Origin of the sequence: Paenibacillus glucanolyticus (assembly GCF_037333485.1) — a bacterium.
In the GTDB taxonomy this organism is placed as follows: domain Bacteria; phylum Bacillota; class Bacilli; order Paenibacillales; family Paenibacillaceae; genus Paenibacillus_AQ; species Paenibacillus_AQ glucanolyticus.
Genome location: NZ_CP147845.1, coordinates 326,717 through 348,605, shown reverse-complemented (window position 1 = coordinate 348,605; position 21,889 = coordinate 326,717). Strand labels below are relative to the sequence as shown.

Genomic DNA, 21,889 nt, shown 5'->3' with positions numbered 1-21,889 from the left:
CTTATTTTAGGGTACACTGTTTATTAGGAAAGTTTAGACTTTAATGGGTGATTTAATGGAGGATACCGATGAGAAGTGTATTGATTGTAGACGATGATAAAGAAATATCCGGGCTGATCTCCATCTATCTGGAGAATGAAGGATACCGCGTTATTCAGGCCCATGACGGGGAAGAAGCGCTGCTGGCCATGGCAACGAACGAAGGCACGGTGGACCTCGTCATCCTGGATGTCATGATGCCCAGGCTGAACGGAATCGACACCTGCCGCAGGATTCGGGAAACCTCGTCCATCCCTATCCTGATGCTGAGCGCCAAGAGCGAGGATATGGATAAGATCCTGGGGCTGATGACGGGCGCCGATGACTATATGATTAAACCCTTCAATCCGCTGGAACTGACCACACGTGTCAAAACACTGCTGCGGCGTTCCACGCAGTACAATACCGAGCTTCAGCAGGGACACACCGACCGCATCCAGATTGACGGACTCGATATCAACCGGACCACACATGAAGTCACCGCCAATGGCAGATCGGTTTCCCTGACGGCAAGGGAATTTGAGATCCTGTACTTGCTGGCCCGTCAACCAGGAAGAATCTTCAGCGCCGAGGATATATTTCAGCAGGTCTGGAAGGAGAAATACTACGTATCCAACAACACGGTCATGGTTCACATCAGCAACCTTCGGGACAAGCTTGAGAAGGAGCTCGGTTACAAGCTGATCCAAACCGTATGGGGCGTCGGGTACAAAATCCATGCGTAAGCTGCAGTGGAAAATCATCATGCTGTTCTTGGTCAGCGGAGGCCTCACCCTGATCATGTTGTTTATCGCTCAGCAGATCATACGATTGATCGGGCGGGATTATTGGCGGGAACCAATGGTAGCCGCTCTCTTTAGTGTGGATCGTCTCCTGGAGAATTTCTTCGGGTTTCCGATTGTTGCAACGATGGTTGGCATTGTACTGTTTATCTGCATTGTACTGCTCCTTAGTCAAGGGACCATTCGTCAAATTAACCAGCTAATGGAGGGAACGAAACGGTTGGCAAAGGGAGAACTGGACCAGGAAATTCTCATCAGATCGAATGACGAGCTGGGCCAAATGGCCAAGCAAATCAATCAAATGGCCAAGCAGCTCAAACTATCACTGGCAGAAGAACGCATGGCGGTACAGTCCAAGAACGAGCTCATCAGCAACGTCTCCCATGATCTGCGCACCCCGCTCACTTCCATCATCGGGTACTTGCGACTGGTGAAAGAGGATCGTTACAAGGATGAAGTCGAACTCCGTTATTACACCGATATCGCCTACGATAAATCGCTGCGTCTGGGCGGTCTCGTCAGCGATTTGTTTGAATACACCCGCATGGGCTATTCTCCGATCAATCGGGTCGATATTAATTTGGTGGAGCTGCTCGGGCAATTGGCCGTGGATTTTTCATTAACGGGACAGCATGAGAAGGTGCAGGTGGTATTCACGCCCGCTACGGAGAAAATCATGATCTCCTCGGACGGGGATAAACTGATGCGTACCTTCGAGAACCTGCTGTCCAATGCAGTGCGGCATGGGCGGGATGCCGGAAGGGTGGATTTGAAAGTATCCCGGGAACCGAAGGTTGCTATCGTGCAGGTGATCAATTATGGCCCTCCGATCCCTCAGCATGCCATCCCCCACCTGTTCGAGCGATTCTACCGGGCCGACGAATCGCGCACGGATCAAACCGGCGGCTCAGGACTGGGTTTAGCCATCGTGAAAACCATCGTCGACGCCCATCACGGCACGATTCAGGTAACCAGCAGCACGGAACTTACAATGTTCGAAGTCCGACTGCCGCTACAGGCTCCTGAAATTAACAAATAAAACAATTAATATTCGACATACAATTCCATTTTCCGATAAAATAGGGATGAATGTCCTCATCGCCTTGCACTGCTGGTGCAAGCACGTGAAAGGAATGAATCCCTTCTCATGACTAATATCCTGTTCACCAACTTTTGTATATTCGTAACCTTTTTATATTTATCCGGACTGCTGTCCAAAAAATATGTGGCCGGCGTTGTGACTCCCTCCACTACCGTGAAGATCAATGCCGGATTGCTCTTTGGCATCTACGGGATCATTCTGATGTACTATTCTTTTCCGATTGATCCCAGGTTTTTTGCCGATTTGCGGCATTTGGCTATCGTGGTGATTGCCAGCTACTTGGGCTGGCTTCCGTCGTTGATAGCAGGCGTTCTGATTGCACTCGGACGGATGATCCTGTTCGGCATGTCCGCTTCCTCTGCCATTGCGGGTGCCGGCATGCTGCTGATCGGCATGATCTGCGGAACCCTGTCTCGCACGCGTTGGGACCGGTTGACCAAAATGATGATCATGAGTGTATCCAGCATGCTGGTGCTCCTGTTTATTATGTGGATGAATATTCAGAACCACCAAAAAGTGTTTGCCGTCTTTACGCAGCATCTGATTATATCGGTGCTTGCCACCGTTGTCATCTACATGCTGACCGAGTATATCCATACCTCCAATAAATTGTTTCTGCAAATGAAAAAAAACGCGGAGACCGATCATCTGACCAGCCTGCACAATTTGCGCCAGTTTGAGCAGCTGTTGTCCGAGCGCTTTCTCGAAGCCCAGCATTTCAGCGAACGGCTGGGCGTTCTGGTCGTGGACATCGACCATTTCAAAAAAATAAACGACACCTACGGCCACGCGGCCGGAGATGTCGTTTTGCAGCAGCTCAGCAAAGTGCTGAGGGAGCATTCCCGTTCTTTTGACGAAGTGTCCCGCAACGGCGGGGAAGAATTCTCGGTGCTCGTTCCGGAAGCAACCATCGACGAAACGGCTGCGATTGCCGAACGGATCCGGGCCGCAGTAGAACGCCATGTATTCGTCCTTGAAGACGGGACCAGGCTGCGGATCACCGTGTCGATCGGAGCCGCCGTTCATCCGGATACGGTCCGGTCGAAGGATGCCAAGGAGCTGCTCCAGCAAGCGGACCATGAGCTTTACCGCGCCAAGAACAGCGGGCGCAACCGCGTATGCTCCGCCGTAGAAATCAATGACCTGGTCCTCTCTTAGCCTTGATCCGCCTTCAATACCTCTTCGATGACAGACAGCGTATCCGGCGACAGCTTGATGCCGGAAGCCTTCACGTTCTCTTCGACCTGCTCCGGGCGGCTTGCGCCGACAAGCGCACTGGATACGTTGTCCTGACGCAAAATCCAGGCCAGGGCCAATTGGCCGACGGTGATGCCCAGCTCGTCAGCTATGCGCCCGAGCGCCTGCACCTTCTGGAGGCGGTCTTCACTCATTTTGATTCGATCCGCTCCGATCTTGGATGCACGGCTGTTATCCGGCACTTCTTCCCTCGAGGCATACTTGCCCGTCAACAGTCCCTGCGCAAGGGGAGAATAGACCACCTGGCCAATCCCTTTCTTCTCGCCAAGCGGAATGACCTCCTCCTCAATCTTACGCTCAAACATATTATACAGCGGCTGATTCACCACGATGCGGTCCAGCAGATATCGGTCCGCAACAGCCAATGCCGCCTCCATTTGGGCAGCTGTCCACATACTGACTCCTACATAGAGCACCTTGCCTTGCCGAACGAGGTCATCCAGCGCGCGCAGCGTTTCTTCAAGCGGTGTCTCTTCATGGTATCGGTGGCAATAATAAATATCGACATAATCGGTACCGAGCCGTTTCAGACTCGCATCACACTGCTCCTTAATATGTTTGCGGGAAAGGCCCTGATCATTCGGTCCGTCCCCCATCTTGCCGAATACTTTTGTTGCCAGCACATAGGATTCCCTTGGGAATGCCCTCAAGGTTTCACCTACAACCACCTCGGCTGCCCCTTGGGCATACACATTTGCCGTATCAAAAAAGTTGACGCCGAGCCCATACGCCGTCTGAATCGACTTGACTGCATTCTCCCGTTCCACATATCCTCCGTACGTCAGCCAGCTCCCGAGACTGATATCGCTGACCTTCAGCCCGCTTCCGCCCAATCTTCTAAATTCCATATGTGAAACCTCCTTATACAAGATAGATGCTTCCCCATTATTGTAACATCTTCCTGTACGATGGATAGAGTAACCCTGTCTACTGCTTATAACCGGTAGATTTGATTCTTAATTTTACGGAAACATTAAACTTGATATGAGGATAGATCGCCGCCCATTCCTCCATTTCGGTTTTATTATTCCAATGCGTACCCCCGTACCGAAGACCGAAGCCAAGTGGATCCCGGCCTGTTTTTCGGATTTTTTCCAGCACATCGGTTATCGCTTTAGAGAGCTCCTTATTGTATATCCCCTCGATTTTTTTTACTTCTTCCGGTGTCAATAGCTTGATATCCTCCTTCTCCTCCAGCGTGGCTTGAATACGAACCCGAAAATGGATCGCTTCTTGCCCCTTCGGGCTGGTTACGATCTTATAGCTTGCCCGCGTCCTGTCCGTGTTGACCTCAATCAATTCCCCGTCAACGCGGGTGCCAAAGTTGGTGCTTAGATTCCGAAGATCGAGCAGGTTGAACAGACGGGTCTCATCCTTCGTGAGAATTACCTTAACCTTGGACTTATCCATCAGGGCAACCTTATTGATATTCAGAACATTCTTCTCGCCTACCTCAACGACAGGCATGACAGGATCCTCCCCTACCTCGGTCATTCGGCGGGCAAGATCAAAGGAATAGGTCCTCGTAATAAAAGGGGACTCCGTGCCATCCTCGCTCAGCGCCAGAAAAATAGCGTTACCGGCAATCCGTTCGGTTGGCGGCTCTGCCCTGAGCACCTCCTCCGCCGTCGGGATCGCAACCGCCGGATACATCAGAAGCTGCATGTCCCTCCGGCGGACCGTCCAGTCCTCAATTTTGCTAATATCCCGGCGGGCATAGGCTTCACCGTACATTACGCCTTTGCAATGTCCAAAATCGAGCTCTTTGTCCACTTTGGATTTGACTTGACGAATCGCCTCCGCGATGCTGTCGGATTCCTCGGTAATGAGAAGCGACTTCTCCTCGCCGGTTTTCGGGTCACCCGAAGGGATCGAAATCTTGAAGCTGAAGTTATACAGATCGGGACTTTTCTCCGACACGTCAACACCGATGGATACCACAAAGAGGCGAAGGTCGATATCCCGAAACTCACATCCCGAGAGTGTAAGTGTAAGCATCGAGCAGCACAACACCCAGACCAGCCGACGTTTCAGCATGTTCATGCCCGCTTCCTCCTCCTTCTCCTTCTCCACACGGCGTAGAATAACAGGGCAATTAACAGGAATTCTCCCGCAAACCGAACATCGAGGAAGACAATGGCCATATCATTCAAAGAGTATTGATTGATGGCCATTGAGGATGCAAGGATGATCACGCAAAAAGCAGCAAGCACCCACCATTCCACCTTCCGCTTCTTACGAATGGACTCCGGTTTATCGGACTTCAGCCGAAATCCGCCCAGAATCAATTCCTTGCCCACATGCCAGTGGACAATGGAATTGACGAGGGAAAGGCACATATAGACCACATAGAACACGTAAATCATCCGTTCAATGATGAAGTAGCGGATGCGAAGCGAGTCTACGGTGGAGAAGGCAGGATACACATGCTCCCCTGCTCCCGCTGCTCCAAGCAGTCCGATCGGCGCAAAAATGGATACCGCCAGCGTTAGAATACTTACGATGACGATGGACCAGATATGCTTTACCCTGAACTTGTGGAAGATCCGATTGAAAACCACCATATTGATATATCCGGTATAAATGTAGGTCGCGGCTGCAACCGTCCGGTAATTGGGTATGTCCCACAGATGCGTAATGATCTGCCTGACCGCATCCCAGCTGTAGTAGGGATTACTAAAAACACGCCAAGCCATGTACATAATGATCGGAACGGTCATATAAAGGATCATTTCCAGGGCATACAGGATCGACTCCGAATCCAGCCTTGCACTAAGTGCCACGACAACCAGAAACCCAATCAGCACGATAATGGGCGACACATCCGGGCTGACATACCGGTTGGTAATATCCACAAAACTGACCAGCGTAATGACGCTGGAGAAATACCACCCTAATCCGTACAGAACCAGAAGCACGCCGGATATCCATGCAGGCATCACGGAATTGAAAATTTCCGGCAGTCCTTCGCCAGGAAATTTCTGGATTAGCTTGGTGAAAGTATATAGCAGCAAGGATCCGATAGGGATCGCTATCAGAATGGATATCAAGGCACCGTCAAATCGGTCCTGAATCAGGATCCTGGGCACATAGTTAATCAGGTTGATGGTCGCATTGAGCAGGAAGAGGTAATAAAAATATTTATTTCTAACCACTCTGCTGATCCCCCTTATTGCTCCACTCCACCGCAAACATCTTCAGATAAGGCTTGCCGAACGACCGCAGGCTGGTTAAGTACATAATCGTTGCAACGACACCCAGCACAATGCCTACCAGCCCGAAAAAGGTAGCCAGGAGAATGAATATGTACTTGGTCACGCGGATGCCGGAACTCATCATGTTGATCGGAATAACAAAGTTCGTAACCGCCACTGCAGCCACCAAAATAATCATGATATTGCTGACGAGCCCCGCTTCTGTAGCCGCTGTACCCAGTATGAGTCCACCGACCACGCAGGCGGTCTGGCCTATCGCCTTCGGCAGCCGGACACTTGCCTCCGTCAGAAACTCCATCGCCAGAAGCATAAAGATTACTTCGAAGAAGGAGGGATACGGGACGGTGGCCCGGCTGCCCGCAATGAGCAGTGTAATCTGCATTTTGAGTATTTCGGGATTGTAGGAGGTAAAAGCCACATACAGGCTCGGCATGAGGACCGTCACAAACAATGCGATGTACCGGATTCCCTTGAGGAACCATCCGATAGGGGGCAGCTGGATTTTGTCATCCATGGCTGTAAAGAAATCGTTGAAGATCGCCGGAAGCAGAATTGCGTACCCCGTCGAGTCAACAAGGACGGCTACTTTTCCCTGGGAAATATTCATGACCGTCCGGTCCGGCCGCTCGGTCAACATTAACGTTGGGAACAGTCTTAGCTGAGGGTGCATCGTATGCCGCTCAATCTCGGATGCAGACTGGACAATATCCGATTTGAGTTCGGAAAGACGCTTCCTTAATTCCTCCAAAACCGACTCATCGGCTTTGGTCACATCATAGAGGATGATAATCCGGGTCTGGGATATTTTCCCTACCGTCATAAACTCCGATTTCAGATTGGCCGTTTGGTAACGATGGCGTATTAAATTCAAATTCACTTCAATATTCTCGGTAAAGGAGTCATCCGGCCCTTGAATGACATTCTCCGTGCTGGCAGGCTGAATATCGCCTGCATTGATCAACACGGCATCAAACAGGAGCACCCGATCCTGAATGAATACCACGACGCAGCCCCGAAGCATATTGCGCATGAGCTCCGATTCCTCTGCTGGCTCAATCGTTGAAGGGAAGGATCGAATGAATTCTTCGTAAATCTTCAGAGAGTTCAATTCATAAAACCGGTTAATCAGGTCCTCATTCACCACAACGGGATCGCACATGCTCTTGAAATAAAGCAATAACGCGTGATCCTCCTGATTCTTAAGCTCCCGCTCCTCGATATCCCCGACCTTATGGAGCTGCTTCTGCAGCCATTGTTTAGCGTGTGAGGCATTTAGATGTGTCTTATGTGTCTCGCTGCTCATGATAATTCCCCTCGTTTTTCATAGAATTCCGATGATCATGTCGTTTCTCTAGGTTCTGCACAAATGTTCCAAATTATTACGAGTATTCAGAAATTCATGCAAATTCAGGAGAAGGGTAGATTAAGTCGCCATTCACAGCTCGGGCTTCGTTTCTAATCATCCCTCTGTGGTAATAATGGAGACAAGGAGCCTTAAGTTTGAGGATAATGCCTAAAGAAGCCGAGGAGGAATCGGAATGAACCCATCCAATCCATCATATCAAGAGCTGCCGCGATATCCGGAATCGCTGTGGAGAGCGACAACCGAGCTGCCTACTTTTCCCCGTCTGGCCGAAGATATAGAAGCAGACGTTGCCATTGTCGGAGCCGGCATCACCGGGATTACAACCGCCTACCTGCTGGCCAAGGCCGGCAAGGATGTCGTATTGATTGAGGCTGGCCGCATACTGAACGGAGCGACGGGATACACAACAGCCAAGGTAACGGCCCAGCATGGGCTGATCTACCATGAATTGACGAGTCATTTTGGCGAGGAGAACGCCCGGCTCTATTACGAAGGAAACCGGGAAGCGATCGAATTCATACGGAATATCGTTGGCGGGGATGAAGAGAAGTTCGGGCTGAAGCTGGAGGACGCTTATATCTACGCCCAGGAGGACGACAAGTATCTCGCGAAGCTGGAGGACGAAATCAAAGCCTATGAGCAGCTCGGGATTCCGGGAGAATGGCAGGACAGCCTTCCCCTGCCCATGCCGATACGGGGAGCTATCAAGATGCCGGGGCAATACCAATTCCACCCGCTGCAGTATCTAAAGCACCTGACCGAACAGTTTCTCATGCTCGGGGGGCGGATCTATGAAAACACCACCATGGATGAAAAGGCTGAAACCGAAGGACCGATTACACTGCTGACCAAGCGGGGCGGCCACCGCATTACTTGCAACCACGCTGTTTCCGCCTCCCATTTTCCGTTCTATGACGGGAAGGGATTGTTCTTCACACGGCTGCACGTGGAACGCTCCTATGCGATTGCCGTTAAACCTGAGACGGCCTATCCAGGCGGGATGTACCTGAGTGTGGATAAGCCAAAGCGCTCCCTGCGTTCAGCTTCCTATAACGGTGAGGATCTGGTCATTGTCGGCGGGGAGAATCATCCCACGGGACGCAGCATCTGCACCCATCAGCATTATGAGAATCTGGAGCTGTTTGCCGGTAATCTGATGGGGGCTTCCGCCATTCCCTACCGCTGGTCGACGCAGGATCTGATTACACTGGACAATCTGCCATACATCGGACCAATTACTTCGAAGCATGACCGGATTTATGTTGCGACAGGCTTCCGCAAGTGGGGCATGACAACAGGAACACTGGCCGCGAATATCATCAGTGATCAAATCTTGGGAAAAACGAACCGCTATGCCGACATGTTCAACCCGTCCCGATTCAAGGCAGACCCGAGCATCAAAACATTTGTTGTGCAAAATGCGACGGTTGCCAAAGATTTTGTGGCTGGCAAAGTGGACCTGTCCCATGCCGACATTACCGAACTGAAGATAGGCGAAGGTGCCGTCGTTCGTCATAACGGCCAACGGGCAGGAGCTTACAAGGATGACCAGGGAAATCTGCATCTCGTGGACACGACCTGCACACACCTCGGCTGCGAGGTGGAATGGAACGAGGGCGAGCGCTCCTGGGATTGTCCATGTCACGGGTCCCGATTCCGTTATGATGGCAAGGTGCTGGAAGGCCCGGCCATAGAGCCATTGAAGCAGTTGGACGCTGAGAGTTAAATATCATGATGCTGTAACCCATATATAAAACGAGGCGGAAACCAAGGGTCCCGCCTCGTTTTTTTACTCTAAATTGGTTATTCGTTTAATAGCGGGCTTCTAAACCGCCTTAATTCCCTAATCAACACCAAAATTATCCTATTTCTGGTATAATCGTAATAAATTCGTTATAGGAGGAATCGCCATGGTGCTTGGCCCTGAATATTTGGATCGCATTAAAGAAGAGGTTTCCGAACGGAAAGCGAAGGAAAAATTAGGCGGCATCCAGCAGCATGGCCTGATCCGTGATTTTTTAATGACCCTCGCTGCAGCAGGCGCTTTCATTGTGATGGCTGCCATCTTTGGTTTCATTCTGCATCACATTCGATATTAGATCACACCTGCAGTCTAATCAAAAAAGACACCCTCGCGGGTGCCTCTGGACATGTGATTGCGGAAGGCAGTGGATATGGGCTGGCCCAAGCTAAGCGATTTCCGGGGCCAGCTCGTCCCGGTAGGCCTCGAGCGACCGGTCTACGATGACACGAATGAAAGCCGGATCAATATCCTGGATCCACGGCATCGCATTATTCCAGGCATTTTCCTCGATTTGCAGCGCAATCTGCTTCTGATCCCATTCATCGATCGTTCCATCCATCCGGTCACACAGTTCCGTGAGTTTCAGGTCCATCGAATGGCCCAGCTCATGGGCAAACACCACCGCATAATAAGCATTAAACGACTCAAGTGATCCAAACAGCTGAAGACACTGCTGGCGTATGACCTCGGTATACATCGTCACACGATGTGAATGCATCACATATTTCCCGCCGATTAACCGGCCCCCTGGAAAATACGTATCCATCTCCACGGTGACACTGCTGCCCGACCGACGTAGAAGCTCTTGCGTAATTCGGTTCAGTTCGGACTTATTCAATGATGATCATGGCTCCCTTTAAAGATATAAACATCATTATAAAAGAACCATATGAAAATGCAATATCAAATATGCCTGCCGACTCACTCTCCCCCGACCAAAAACCTTAAGCCGCGGGGCCTGACAGACACGTCAGCCGGGGCCTCCATATAGACCTCACCATCCGTATCGGCCTTCATGGGCTTTGCCGTGGTCAGCTTGACCGAAGCGGCCTTCACATACTCTATGCTCTCATTGGCCGGCTTCCACTCCCCTTCGACCTTGCGGCTTAACAGTTCTTTTAACAGCGGAAGTCCGGCTTCACGGATAATCAGCACATCCAGTAAACCATCACACAGCGAATCGAGCGTAAAGGGAAGCGGACGAGTCCCGAGGTAACGGCCATTCGAAATGTAGATCATGACGGCCTCACCTTCGCTGGTATGTCCGTCATATTCCAGACTGTAAGAGAAGGGTTCAGCAGCACGTACGGTTTGCAGCATGCTGATAAAATAACTCAATTTGCCCAGTTTCCCTTTCAAATCCGGATTGATATTCTCCGACGTGTCCGTAATGAGGCCCACTCCGAAAAAATTCGTGAACACCCGGCCTTGAGCCATGCCGATATCCAATTCCCGAACATGTCCCTTCATTAATTCGTCAGCCGCGAGCGCAAGCTCCACCGGCAGATTCATGGAGCGGGCAAAATCATTGCAAGTGCCTACAGGCAAAATCCCTACGAGCGGCGGATGATCCAGCGTTGCAATGCCATTAACACACTCATGGACCGAGCCGTCCCCGCCCATAATGAGAATGAGATCGTATGTCCCGCCTTGATCCCTGCACAATGCCTCCCCCTCGCCAGGCTTAAAGGTCTGATACAACACCAGCTCCTTCACGTTCTTCGCCAATACTGGAATTACCGCCGCCAGCTGCTGCAGCGTTTCCTGCTGGCCTGCGTTCTGGTTGTACACTAGCAATGCCCGACTATACATCATTCCATGACCCCCTCATATCCGTACCGGAATGTCTTGCTTCTATTATTACCCTTTGTCGTGAACCTATTAATCAGTACAGCTTGAATAGGTCCCCGTTCACCTCCGACCCATCATGCTGCAGCTTTAAATCAGCCCTCCATGCTGGAATAAGAAGACCCCTTCTGCAATCGAAGGGGTCTTCAGGGACTTCAATTATGCCTGCATTCTGTTATCCAGCCTCATGCTGATCGCTGAACTGACTGTTGTACAGGTCCGCATAGAAGCCTTCTTGCAACAGCAGCTCCTGATGGGTTCCCTGTTCAATGATGCTGCCCTTGTTCATAACCAGAATAAGGTCCGCATCGCGAATCGTGGATAGACGATGCGCAATGACAAAGCTGGTCCGGTCCTTCATCAGCTCATTCATCGCCTTCTGAATGTACAGCTCGGTCCGGGTATCCACGCTGCTGGTCGCTTCGTCAAGAATCAGAATCGACGGATTCGCCAGAATGGCCCGCGCAATCGTGAGCAGCTGCTTCTGCCCTTGCGATATGTTGGAGGCCTCCTCGTTCAGAACGGTGTCATAGCCGTCCGGCAGCGTCCGGATGAAGTGGTCGGCATGAGCCGCTTCCGCTGCTCTGATGATCTCTTCCTCCGTGGTCCCCTCGCGGCCGTATCCGATATTTTCCCGGATCGTCCCGTTAAAGAGCCAGGTATCCTGAAGCACCATTCCGAACAGGCTGCGAAGCTCACCCCGTCGAAGGGACGTAATATCCGTTCCGTCTATCATAATTTTGCCCTTGTTAAGCTCATAGAACCGCATCAGCAGATTAATAAGCGTGGTCTTCCCTGCACCGGTTGGACCGACAATAGCCACCGTCTGTCCGTGCTTCACATCGACGTTCATATCCTCGATCAGAAGCTGATCCGCTTTATAACCAAAACTCACATTCTGGAAGGACACATCGCCGAGCGGCTTCTTGAGGGCTGCCGGAGCCGTATGCTCAGACACTTCTTCTTCCTCGTCCAGCACTTCAAATACGCGCTCTGCCGATGCAATCGTGGATTGAATGACATTCGCGATATTGGCAAGCTGCGTGATCGGCTGTGTGAACTGGCGTGAATATTGGATGAACGCCTGGATATCCCCGATCTCGATTGCTCTGCGGGTGACCAGAACGCCACCGACAACACTCACGATCACATACCCGATATTGCCAACAAAACTCATCAGCGGCATGATCGTTCCCGAGATGAACTGGGCTTTCCATCCGGCATCATAGAGCTTGTCGTTGACTTCATCGAATTGCTCCATCGATTGTCGTTCCCGGCCAAACGCCTTCACCACTTTATGACCTGTATACATCTCTTCCACATGTCCGTTCAGTTGGCCCAGATGCTTCTGTTGTGCCACGAAATGCTTCTGAGAGCGCTTGGCAACCATGATGGTGACCACCACGCTGAGCGGCAGGGTCAATATAACCACCAGAGTCAGCAGCGGACTGATTGTAAGCATCATGATGATAACCCCGACCAGTGTTACCACAGAGGTAATCATCTGTGTAAGACTCTGCTGAAGCGTACTGCTGATATTGTCCATATCGTTCGTGACCCGGCTCAGCGTCTCCCCATGCGTACGGGCGTCAAAATATTTAAGCGGCAGGCGTCCGAGCTTGTTATAGACATCCTTGCGCAGATCGTAAACAGTCCGCTGTGCCACGCCAGCCATGACATATTGCTGGATATAAGCAAACAGCGAGCTTAACAGATACAGGCCTGCCAGCCAGAGCATGATATTCCGAATGGCATCAAAATCAATCCCGGCACCCGGTACGCCCTGCATTTTGGCCATGAATCCTTTGAACAAGATCGTGGTTGCATCACCGAGAATTTTCGGGCTCACAATGCTGAATATCGTACTCAAGATGGCTGCGGTAAAGACGATCAGCAGTTTCCCCGTATGGGGCTTAAGGTATCGTGTAAGCCGGCGCAAAGTCCCCTTGAAATCCTTGGCTTTCTCGGCTGCCATCCCGGCACCATGCGGCCCGCCGCCGAAGGGACCGCCCTGGCCCCGAGGATGTCCTCCCCGTTTCTTCTCGCTCATGCGATCTCCTCCTCTGACAGCTGTGAGGTGACAATTTCACGGTACACATCGCTTGATGCCATAAGTTCCCCATGCGTGCCCATTCCGGCAATGCGTCCCTGTTCCAGCACGATGATTCGGTCAGCGTCCATGACGGTGCTGACACGCTGGGCCACAATCAGAACCGTAGCCTCGGTCGTTTCCTCCCTCAGCGCTGCACGAAGATTCGCATCGGTCTTGAAATCCAGCGCAGAGAAACTGTCATCGAACACGTAGATTTCAGGTCTCCGGACCAGCGCCCTGGCAATGGAGAGCCGCTGCTTCTGGCCTCCGGATACATTGCTGCCGCCTTGGGAAATCTCGGCATCATAACCGCCTTCCATTGAAGAGATGAAATCAGCCGCCTGGGCAACTTTCGCGGCATGCTGAATCTCCTCGTCCGTTGCGTCTTCCTTGCCGTAGCGGATATTCTCTGCAATCGTACCGGTGAACAGCAGCGCCTTCTGCGGCACAAATCCGATCCGGTTCCGCAGATCCTCCTGCATCAAGTCCCGAATATCCGTCCCGTTAACGAGAATCCGCCCGGAGGTCACATCATAGAAACGCGGAATCAAGCTGATCAGCGTTGATTTGCCTGAACCTGTTCCTCCAATAATCGCGGTAATCTCACCCGGGCCTGCCTGGAAGGAGATATCGGATATGGCCGGCTCCTCTGCGCCCGGATAATAGAAGGTGACGTCCTGAAATTCAATGGAACCCGTCTGAATGCCGGTATTCCGCGGCTGCTTCGGATCGTGGATCTCCGGTATCATGTTCAATACCTCATTGATCCGGACTGCCGATGCCTGCGCGCGCGGAATCATGACAAACATGACGGACAGCATGATCAGTGAGAACATGATCATCATCGCGTATTGGAGGAAGGCCATGAGGTCACCGACCTTCATGTGGCCGGTATCGATTCGCAGCCCCCCGAACCAAACAATCGCCAGCGTGGCGAAGTTCATGACAAGCATCATGACGGGCATCATGGCACCCATGATTTTGTTAACCTTGATCGAGGTGGCTGTCAGATCCTCATTGGCATCATTAAACCGGACCGTCTCATGGTCCATGCGGTTAAACGAACGGATGACCCGCATTCCGGTCAGATTCTCACGCAGCACGCGGCTGAGTGTATCAATCTTGATCTGTATGGCCTTGAAGAGCGGAATCCCTTTTTTGGCAATGATGAAAATAGCCAACGCGAGAATCGGCAGGACGATCAGAAGCACCGTTGTCAGTCCCGGATCTCTCGATACCGCCATCACGATGCCCCCGATACACATCATCGGCGCGATGGCCATCATGCGAAGAATCATGATCGTGACCTGCTGCACCTGTGTGATATCGTTGGTGGTACGGGTTATCAGGGAAGCTGTTCCGATCTTGTCAAATTCCTGCAGCGTAAAATTCTCGACATGGGAGAATACGCGCCCACGCAGAATCCGGCCAAAACCTGTTGCCGATTTGGATGCCAAATAACTTGCCGCAATGGAGCAGACCATGCCGCCTGCTGTAACCAGGAGCATAAAACCTCCCACACTCCAAATGTAAGGAACGTCCCCCTTCACGATGCCGATATCCACAATGTCAGCCATCAAGGTCGGCAAGTAAAGATCAGACAGACATTGGAAAAATGTGAACAGCAGAACAAAAATGACCGCTGTCCGGTATGGTTTCATGTATTGAAACAGCTTTAACAAATCCCCCACCCCTACTCGTTGTCTGATGTTGTTTCATTCGAATTGCGCTTATGTTCTTGGAATTGGTAAATCTTCGTCAGCAGCTCCGTCAGCTTGACGCTGTCCTCTTCACCAAGAAAATCAACCAGCTCGTTAAAGTTGTTTTTGACTTTCAGGTAGGTTTGCTGGACAATACGGTTCCCTGCCTCCGTAAGCTGTACGCGAACCGCACGTCGGTCCTGTGCATCCATCACTCGCTCCACCAAGCCTTTACTCTCCAAGCCGTTGATAAATTGCGTGATCGTTGGTGACGTAACGTTCATCATGCTGCTGATCTCCGACACCTTCATACCGGGTCCGTCAGGCTCGATATGATGTCTGAGCCCCATTAGAACTCGAATTTCACCAGGGGTATAGCCGGAAATCATGTGCTGATCCCACTCCTGCTTATGAAACATACGGATGCTGTACAGGAGCCTGCTGGCTACGCTGTCTTCCCGCACGCCCCCCTTCATGCACCTTTCTTCTCGTGACTGTCTTTCCTCGTCAACGGTATCTCCATTATGTGAATCTGGTTGTTTATCCTGTGTCATTGGCCACCTCTTCTCTACAGCACTAAAGCTTGAATTGACATGGTACAGACCATTTCTCCTTAAATAGATAGTTTGCCAATCTATTTGGTTACCTAACTATATACCTGGAGAAGACCGAAGTCAAATCGACTTCGGTCTTCCCGTAACACTATAATTCCTCGTCGTATAGAAGCTGCTGATAAGCCCCTTGGTGCACTCTGCCGCTCTTGCGTAACGACTTGCCAGAGCTCTTGTTCTGCCGCCGGGTGCTTGCCTTTTCTTTACGGGCGATATGAGCGAGCTCGCGCTCTGTTTTCTTGTAATTCGCATAACGCTTTGCATCCAGCGTCCCGTCCTGCAATGCTTCCCGGACCGCGCAGCCTGCTTCGGTCTCATGTCGGCAATCATGGAATCGACACTGCTGCGAGAGCGTGGAGATGTCCGCAAAGGCAGTCTCAAACCCCTCCTCTGAATCCCACAGCTGCAGCTCCCTCATGCCCGGGGTATCCACCATGATAGCACCTCCCGGCAGCACGAACAGCTCCCGGTGTGTCGTGGTATGGCGTCCCCTTGCATCCTCTTCCCGAATCCCTTGAACACGCTGCATCTCCTGACCGGACAGCCAGTTCAATAACGTGGATTTGCCCGCCCCGGAAGTGCCCGTTATTGCCACTGTCTTCCCTTGCACCAAGTAATCTTGAAGCTGCTCCTTCCCTTGGTCCTTTAAGGAGCTCACCACAAACACCGGCACACCGAGAGCGACCTCTTCCACCAGCGAGACATATGTTTCAGGCGATTCACATAGATCCGCCTTGGTGAGCAGGATGACCGGTGCAGCTCCGCTCTCCCAGACAGCAATTAAATAGCGTTCAATTCTGCGGACATTAAAATCCTTATTCAGCGCATTAATGATAAACACGGTATCGATGTTCGCGGCGATAACCTGCTCATCCGGCACGCTGCCTGCTTCCCTGCGCGTGACAGCGGACTTGCGGGGCAGCAGCTTATGAATGACGGCCCGCGATTCGCCCTGGAGCGGCTCGACCAGCACCCAATCGCCGACAGCCGGGAAATCGCTTTTGCTGCCCGCTTCGTATTCATACTTCCCTGTGACAACAGCCGTCTGCTCACCTTCTTGGGTTATAATGCGGTATTGCTTTGAGAACTGGGCTGTCACGCGCGCCGGCACGAGCTCTTTGTCCTGCTTCGGCATCTGCTCAGCCATCAAGCTCCAGTGTTCATTCCATCCATATGTGTGTAACGGTGTCATTTCTTGTTTAGTCAAATTCGTTATATCCCCTTATCATTATCAATTTGGTTGTTATATCAAAACACAAAAAAACCGCAGATTTGTATCTGCGGCTGATCTGAATATACACCAGAAGAAGGCATCATGTCCCTACGGTTACCCCGTGAAGACAGTACCAAACCCCGAGTATAGACACAAAAAACCCGCAGGATACCAAACACGGTCTCCTGCGGGTTCCAGGTATGGAAGTAAGGGCTCGATCTCTAGCCTCACCTCTTCGTTACCATTAGAATTTCCCGTCCAAAGAGACCAACGTCAAAGCGACCCATCCACTATGCATCATAACCATTTGACATCAGCCTCCTTCTGCTTAATTAATATATCCGTATTATAGAGTTCCAATTTCCAGGTGTCAACATCCCATGAAAAATTTAGATTCGCCTAAAATTTCTCCACTCCTCTGGCAGCAGCATCCCGTATTGGCGATTCAGAAAACGGTCATCGACAAGTGTGAGCGTACCGCTGTCTTGCTCTGATCGAATCAGGCGTCCTCCGGCCTGCAGCACTTTGTTCATCCCCGGGTACACGTAAGCGTAATCGTATCCCCTCTTGCCGGTACGGTCGAAATAATCCTTGATGATGTCATTCTCGAAAGACAACTGCGGCAATCCCACGCCGATCACTACAACACTGGAGAGCCGTTCTCCCTTCAGATCAATACCCTCCGAGAAAATGCCGCCCATTACCGCAAAGCCGATCAGTGGATCGGCTGCATCCGCCTGAAATGCGTTCAGGAACGCCTCCCGCTCCTCCTCGCTCATCCCGTGTCCCTGAAGCAGCGTGCGTGCCCCGGGATTCATTCGGGCGAAGTCTTCATGAATATCCTGCATGTAGGGGTAGGACGGCAGAAAAATCAAGGTATTCACCGGCTGCTCCTGAACCAGAGCACACAGCATCCGCACGATGGCCTCACGGCTCCGCTCCCGATCCTTGAACCGCGTCGACAATGGCAGAACTCGCACATCCAGCTGCTCGGCCGAGAATGGGGACGGAATCGAGAGGCTGTAGTCCTCTTCCTCCGCTCCCAGCATATCGCGATAATAGCCGAGCGGCATCAGGGTGGCCGAGAAAAACACGCTGGACCGATAATTCTTGGCCGCTTGCTGAAGCAAATAAGAGGGATCCAGACAAAACAGCTTGAGAAACACCTCGCTCTGACTCATCTCTGCATAGGTGACAAACCGGTCGTCATACAGCTTGGAGATACGCAGATAGCCCTGTACGGCAAAATAGCACTCCAAAAGCGCATCGGCCTCATCCCCGCTTTTGCCTGTCATCAGTTCGGCTTCCGCCTGGAGGGCAAAGTCCTCCAATAGTTCGACCATCATCTCCGGCTGCTGGGAGCCTACAATCCGCTCTTCCTCTTCACCGGCCTTGCGCAGAATCTTAAAGCGGTTATTGACCCGTTTAGCCGTATTGTACAGCGTGGGATTGCTCTCTTTATAAGCCCTCTGCAGTTCTAAGAACGCAGATTTATTCAGTTCAGCCGAGAACATCCCTCTCGCGCGGTCCACCAGATTATGCGCCTCATCAACGAGCAGCACGCTGCGCTTCTTCACTTCCTCCGGCATACGCTTGAAGGATACACGCGGGTCAAACACATAGTTGTAATCACAGATGACGGCATCAGCCGCATAAGCGGCGTCCAGCGAGAACTCAAACGGACAGACCGTATGCTTGCGGGCATAATCCTCAATGACGGGCCTCGTGATCAACGTTTCATTCGAGAGCAGATCCAGTATGGCGTCATTGATCCGGTCATAGTAGCCCTCCGAGAACGCACAGCCCATCTGATTGCAGCCTTCCGCTTCGCTGAAACAGATCTTGTCCTTCGCCGTCAGCGTGACTGCGTGCATACAGAGCCCTTGACGCTCCATGCGCGCCATGGCTTCCTCTGCAGTGGTTCGGGTAATCGTTTTGGCTGTCAGGTAAAAGATCCGCGATAGCAGTCCTTCACCGATCGCTTTAACCGAAGGAAACAGCGTGGATATGGTTTTGCCTATGCCGGTCGGCGCTTTGGCGAACAATCTCCGTCCTTCACCGATGCTTTTATATACGGCACCGGCAAGCTTCCGCTGTCCCTCCCGGTAGGCAGGAAACGGGAATTTAAGCTCGCGGATGCTCCGATCTCTCCGCTCGGCATGCTCTCTTAACAGGTTCGCATAAGGAGCATATGCCCCCACGACCTCAAGCACAAAGGATTCCAGCTGAGGCAAACTCCATTCCTGCACGAACTGCTTCCGCTCTCCGCTCGGCACCTGGAAATAGGTCAATCTGACTGCCATCCTTGGCATCTCATGCAACTTCGCATACATATAGGCATACATTTTGGCTTGCGCCCAGTGAACCGGGTAGGTGTGCTCGGTAATCTCGCCCAAATCTCCGGAGGTCGACTTGATCTCATCAATCATGATCCGTTCTTCCTCCCGAATCAGGCCGTCACAGCGACCCTCCACCACAAACAGCAGATCCTCGTACGGAATCTCGACTTCAAGCTGCACTTCCTTCTGATCGTTCTCGCCATAATCGCGCTGTACTTGCTGATGCGCGCGGGTACCCTCGGTGAGGGAGGTCGCCGTGCGAAAGCCCGAGGTAATGCTGCCGCTGCGAAAGACGTATTCCACCAGCGGCCTTACGGATATTTGGATAGTATGAGGCATGATGGTCTCCTATCGTTCATGTTCTTATGAAGCGTATTATACCAAACATTCGTTCCTGAATGCGAAGCATCCGCGCAGATCGATACAGAAAAAAGCGTGCGGACGGTTATCCTCGCGGATACCATCTGCACGCTATGCGAAACGGTCACTTATGGAGCTTTTTTCTGCATCTGATCCAAACTCTTAAACTCGTAGCCCCGGTTCTTCGCTTCATCAATGATTCGCCCCAGCGCCTCTGTATTGTCCTTGGAGATCGAATGAAGCAGGATGACTGCACCCGGGTGCAGCTGTGCGGTCACCTTGTCGTAAGCATACTGTGCGCCGCGCTGTGACTTCACATCCCAGTCCATATACGCCAGCGACCAGAAGACATTGGTATATCCCAATTGTTTGCTGGTTGCCAGGGACTTCTCGTCGAATATGCCGCGCGGTGTACGCAAATACTTCATGTCCGGCTGGCCGGTTATGCTCATGACCTCCTTCTTCACCCGCTCCAGCTCCTCAGTCAGCTTCTCTGCCGAAATCGTGGTAACATCGGGGTGATTCCAGGAATGGTTGCCGATAATATGGCCTTCCGCCGTCATCCGCTTCAGCAGATCCGCCTGTGTCTTCACGTAATGTCCGGTCACGAAGAAGGTGGCGGGCACCTTTTTCTCTTTGAGCGTATCCAGGATACGGGAGGTATAACCATTCTCATAGCCGTTATCAAACGTGAGATAAAGCTCCTTCTGCTCGGCATCGCCCATGAAGATGGCATCGTATTTTTGCAGAAGCTCCTTAAAGCCTTCCTCATTGATCGAGGGCAGCTGGCCATTGACGCTTTTCTTAAATCCAAAGTGAAACGGACCGCTTCCGGCCGCCAAGACTGCTCCAGAGATGGTCAGCACTATCGCCAAACTCATCAGAAGCACAAGCGCCGACCGAAGGACTCCACGTTTCTTCATATCCGCCTCTCTCCTTCTTTGTAGTGATATGGATCAATCGCCCCTATGAAAGACGTGCCCAGGGTTGCATCACCTAATATCCCACAAATCGGAGCAAACTATGTGTAAACCAACGTTAACCTGACACAAGAGAGATCCTTTGCTACGTAATTTGGATGGTACGTCCCTCCTGATGACTTTGCAGCGCATACTCGATCATCCGGATCACGTTGCGGGCTTCCTCCGCTTGGACGGGTAAAGCCCCCCCTTTAAGAATGGCTTCAGCAAGTCCCTGGTAGAATGCCTGATAACGTCCTGGCAGCGTCTCAATCTCACCTTGGACTGCCAGCCCGCTCAGCTCGGTAGCGAGCTCTCCGTATTGATCCGGTGAGTCTTCCCCCCAGCCTGCATCCCCTGGGCGCATGCCCTGCTTCAACTGGCCTTCTTGAGGGTCCATCCCATATTTCAGGAAACTTCCCTTATCGCCATGCAGCTCGAATTTCGGGCCGGCTTGCCGTACCAGTGAGCCGGAGTGCAGAATGACGCGGAACGTTGCGTAACCCAGCACCAGATGAAAATAATCATGCGCTTTGGAACCTTTGCGCTCTATTCTTAAATCTGCCCATAACGTCTCCGGCAGACCAAACAGGAACAGCGCCTGATCAATCAGGTGCGAGCCCAGATCGTATAATATGCCTGAACCGGGAGCTGCCTGCTCTCTCCACCGCTCGGATTGCACCTCAGGACGGTAGCGGCTGAACTGTGATTGATAAATGGAAAGCTTGCCGAGCGCTCCCGTTTCCAGCAGGTTGCGGACGGTCAGAAAGTCATTGTCCCAGCGGCGGTTATGGTATACCGTAAGCAGGACGCCCTTCTGCTTGGCAAGCTCAATCAGCTCGTCCGCTTCGGCAGCGGTTACGGTGAACGGTTTCTCTACAACCACGTGCTTGCCAGCCTCAAGGGCCAATCGGGAATATTCATAATGTGTTGTATTAGGACTCGTAATGATGACAACGTCAATCTCCGAAACCGACAAGAGTTCATCCACACTGTCGACAACAGCCGTATCCGGCAAATCCTTGTGAACCTTGTCCGGATCCGATGACACAACCGTGTGTACCTTATAATCCGGCACGCTTCTCAGGATCGGTGCATGAAACACCGATCCGGACAGGCCGTATCCGATGATCCCCGCTTGTATTGCCATAACGCAAGCCTCCTCTTCCCATGGTTCTATGTTGATTCTATAAGGATCGCTG

The 21,889-nt window shown here is 51.8% G+C and carries 18 protein-coding genes; 5 read left to right on the top strand and 13 right to left on the bottom strand.

The window, feature by feature from the left end; translation table 11 throughout:
* The first annotated feature begins 68 nt into the window (after positions 1-68).
* From WDY75_RS01545 to WDY75_RS01535, 3 genes are all read left to right on the top strand, one after another.
* Positions 69-764, top strand: coding sequence for a response regulator transcription factor (locus tag WDY75_RS01545; protein ID WP_006207010.1), 696 nt, complete (start codon positions 69-71; stop codon positions 762-764).
* Entirely contained in the window at positions 757-1,860 is a 1,104-nt protein-coding gene (locus WDY75_RS01540; RefSeq protein WP_063478047.1) for a sensor histidine kinase, read from the top strand. Before WDY75_RS01545 ends, WDY75_RS01540 begins: the two co-directional genes overlap by 8 nt.
* Before the next feature lie 108 nt (positions 1,861-1,968).
* On the top strand, positions 1,969-3,081 hold the full coding sequence (locus WDY75_RS01535) for a GGDEF domain-containing protein (protein ID WP_006207012.1): 1,113 nt from the start codon (positions 1,969-1,971) through the stop codon (positions 3,079-3,081).
* Here WDY75_RS01535 and WDY75_RS01530 read toward each other — a convergent pair.
* The 4 genes from WDY75_RS01530 to WDY75_RS01515 all read right to left on the bottom strand — a co-directional run bounded on the left by WDY75_RS01530 (position 3,078) and on the right by WDY75_RS01515 (position 7,698).
* Positions 3,078-4,028 (bottom strand): aldo/keto reductase family protein, encoded by a 951-nt coding sequence (locus WDY75_RS01530; protein ID WP_006207013.1) that lies wholly within the window; start codon positions 4,026-4,028, stop codon positions 3,078-3,080. The genes WDY75_RS01535 and WDY75_RS01530 overlap by 4 nt on opposite strands.
* Before the next feature lie 79 nt (positions 4,029-4,107).
* On the bottom strand, positions 4,108-5,223 hold the full coding sequence (locus tag WDY75_RS01525; protein WP_063478048.1) for a Ger(x)C family spore germination protein: 1,116 nt from the start codon (positions 5,221-5,223) through the stop codon (positions 4,108-4,110).
* Complete coding sequence (locus WDY75_RS01520) at positions 5,220-6,335, bottom strand: GerAB/ArcD/ProY family transporter (protein WP_006207015.1); 1,116 nt, start codon at positions 6,333-6,335, stop codon at positions 5,220-5,222. The genes WDY75_RS01525 and WDY75_RS01520 overlap by 4 nt, the downstream gene beginning before the upstream one ends.
* Positions 6,328-7,698 (bottom strand): spore germination protein, encoded by a 1,371-nt coding sequence (locus tag WDY75_RS01515; RefSeq protein ID WP_006207016.1) that lies wholly within the window; start codon positions 7,696-7,698, stop codon positions 6,328-6,330. Before WDY75_RS01515 ends, WDY75_RS01520 begins: the two co-directional genes overlap by 8 nt.
* Positions 7,699-7,933: 235 nt before the next feature.
* On the opposite strand from WDY75_RS01515, the gene WDY75_RS01510 reads away from it, so the two are divergent.
* Positions 7,934-9,487 carry an FAD-dependent oxidoreductase gene (locus WDY75_RS01510; RefSeq protein ID WP_036640098.1) on the top strand — a complete coding sequence of 518 codons (1,554 nt, stop codon included), beginning with the start codon at positions 7,934-7,936 and terminating at the stop codon, positions 9,485-9,487.
* 184 nt (positions 9,488-9,671) lie between these two features.
* A complete protein-coding gene (locus tag WDY75_RS01505) occupies positions 9,672-9,860 on the top strand; it encodes a hypothetical protein (protein ID WP_063478049.1) in 189 nt (62 codons plus the stop codon).
* A gap of 90 nt (positions 9,861-9,950) precedes the next feature.
* Here the strand turns inward: WDY75_RS01505 and WDY75_RS01500 are convergent, their stop codons facing one another.
* From WDY75_RS01500 to WDY75_RS01460, 9 genes are all read right to left on the bottom strand, one after another.
* Positions 9,951-10,403, bottom strand: a complete 453-nt coding sequence (locus tag WDY75_RS01500) for a hypothetical protein (protein ID WP_006207019.1) — start codon at positions 10,401-10,403, stop codon at positions 9,951-9,953.
* Between the two features lie 83 nt (positions 10,404-10,486).
* On the bottom strand, positions 10,487-11,380 hold the full coding sequence (locus WDY75_RS01495; RefSeq protein WP_173937129.1) for a diacylglycerol kinase family protein: 894 nt from the start codon (positions 11,378-11,380) through the stop codon (positions 10,487-10,489).
* A 208-nt stretch (positions 11,381-11,588) separates the two neighbouring features.
* A complete protein-coding gene (locus WDY75_RS01490) occupies positions 11,589-13,463 on the bottom strand; it encodes an ABC transporter ATP-binding protein (protein WP_063478050.1) in 1,875 nt (624 codons plus the stop codon).
* Positions 13,460-15,187, bottom strand: a complete 1,728-nt coding sequence (locus tag WDY75_RS01485) for an ABC transporter ATP-binding protein (protein ID WP_063478051.1) — start codon at positions 15,185-15,187, stop codon at positions 13,460-13,462. Before WDY75_RS01485 ends, WDY75_RS01490 begins: the two co-directional genes overlap by 4 nt.
* An 11-nt stretch (positions 15,188-15,198) precedes the next feature.
* The gene (locus WDY75_RS01480) at positions 15,199-15,759 is read right to left on the bottom strand and encodes a MarR family winged helix-turn-helix transcriptional regulator (protein ID WP_063478052.1); all 561 of its coding nucleotides are present in this window, start codon (positions 15,757-15,759) and stop codon (positions 15,199-15,201) included.
* Positions 15,760-15,907: 148 nt separating this feature from the next.
* Entirely contained in the window at positions 15,908-17,023 is a 1,116-nt protein-coding gene (rsgA, locus tag WDY75_RS01475; protein WP_040680019.1) for a ribosome small subunit-dependent GTPase A, read from the bottom strand.
* 395 nt (positions 17,024-17,418) lie between these two features.
* Complete coding sequence (locus WDY75_RS01470; protein WP_063478053.1) at positions 17,419-19,707, bottom strand: ATP-dependent DNA helicase; 2,289 nt, start codon at positions 19,705-19,707, stop codon at positions 17,419-17,421.
* A 149-nt stretch (positions 19,708-19,856) separates the two neighbouring features.
* Positions 19,857-20,651 (bottom strand): delta-lactam-biosynthetic de-N-acetylase, encoded by a 795-nt coding sequence (gene pdaA, locus WDY75_RS01465; protein ID WP_006207026.1) that lies wholly within the window; start codon positions 20,649-20,651, stop codon positions 19,857-19,859.
* Between the two features lie 142 nt (positions 20,652-20,793).
* Positions 20,794-21,837 (bottom strand): oxidoreductase, encoded by a 1,044-nt coding sequence (locus tag WDY75_RS01460; protein ID WP_063478054.1) that lies wholly within the window; start codon positions 21,835-21,837, stop codon positions 20,794-20,796.
* Positions 21,838-21,889: the final 52 nt, after the last annotated feature.

What these genes read in the sequence shown, in the direction of transcription:
- WDY75_RS01545 (WP_006207010.1), top strand. Translation starts at nt 69, where the DNA reads ATGAGAAGTGTATTGATTGTAGACGATGATAAAGAAATATCCGGGCTG.
- WDY75_RS01540 (WP_063478047.1), top strand. Translation starts at nt 757, where the DNA reads ATGCGTAAGCTGCAGTGGAAAATCATCATGCTGTTCTTGGTCAGCGGA.
- WDY75_RS01535 (WP_006207012.1), top strand. Translation starts at nt 1,969, where the DNA reads ATGACTAATATCCTGTTCACCAACTTTTGTATATTCGTAACCTTTTTA.
- WDY75_RS01530 (WP_006207013.1), bottom strand. Translation starts at nt 4,028, where the DNA reads ATGGAATTTAGAAGATTGGGCGGAAGCGGGCTGAAGGTCAGCGATATC.
- WDY75_RS01525 (WP_063478048.1), bottom strand. Translation starts at nt 5,223, where the DNA reads ATGAACATGCTGAAACGTCGGCTGGTCTGGGTGTTGTGCTGCTCGATG.
- WDY75_RS01515 (WP_006207016.1), bottom strand. Translation starts at nt 7,698, where the DNA reads ATGAGCAGCGAGACACATAAGACACATCTAAATGCCTCACACGCTAAA.
- WDY75_RS01510 (WP_036640098.1), top strand. Translation starts at nt 7,934, where the DNA reads ATGAACCCATCCAATCCATCATATCAAGAGCTGCCGCGATATCCGGAA.
- WDY75_RS01505 (WP_063478049.1), top strand. Translation starts at nt 9,672, where the DNA reads ATGGTGCTTGGCCCTGAATATTTGGATCGCATTAAAGAAGAGGTTTCC.
- WDY75_RS01495 (WP_173937129.1), bottom strand. Translation starts at nt 11,380, where the DNA reads ATGATGTATAGTCGGGCATTGCTAGTGTACAACCAGAACGCAGGCCAG.
- WDY75_RS01490 (WP_063478050.1), bottom strand. Translation starts at nt 13,463, where the DNA reads ATGAGCGAGAAGAAACGGGGAGGACATCCTCGGGGCCAGGGCGGTCCC.
- WDY75_RS01480 (WP_063478052.1), bottom strand. Translation starts at nt 15,759, where the DNA reads ATGACACAGGATAAACAACCAGATTCACATAATGGAGATACCGTTGAC.
- WDY75_RS01470 (WP_063478053.1), bottom strand. Translation starts at nt 19,707, where the DNA reads ATGCCTCATACTATCCAAATATCCGTAAGGCCGCTGGTGGAATACGTC.
- pdaA (WP_006207026.1), bottom strand. Translation starts at nt 20,651, where the DNA reads ATGAAGAAACGTGGAGTCCTTCGGTCGGCGCTTGTGCTTCTGATGAGT.
- WDY75_RS01460 (WP_063478054.1), bottom strand. Translation starts at nt 21,837, where the DNA reads ATGGCAATACAAGCGGGGATCATCGGATACGGCCTGTCCGGATCGGTG.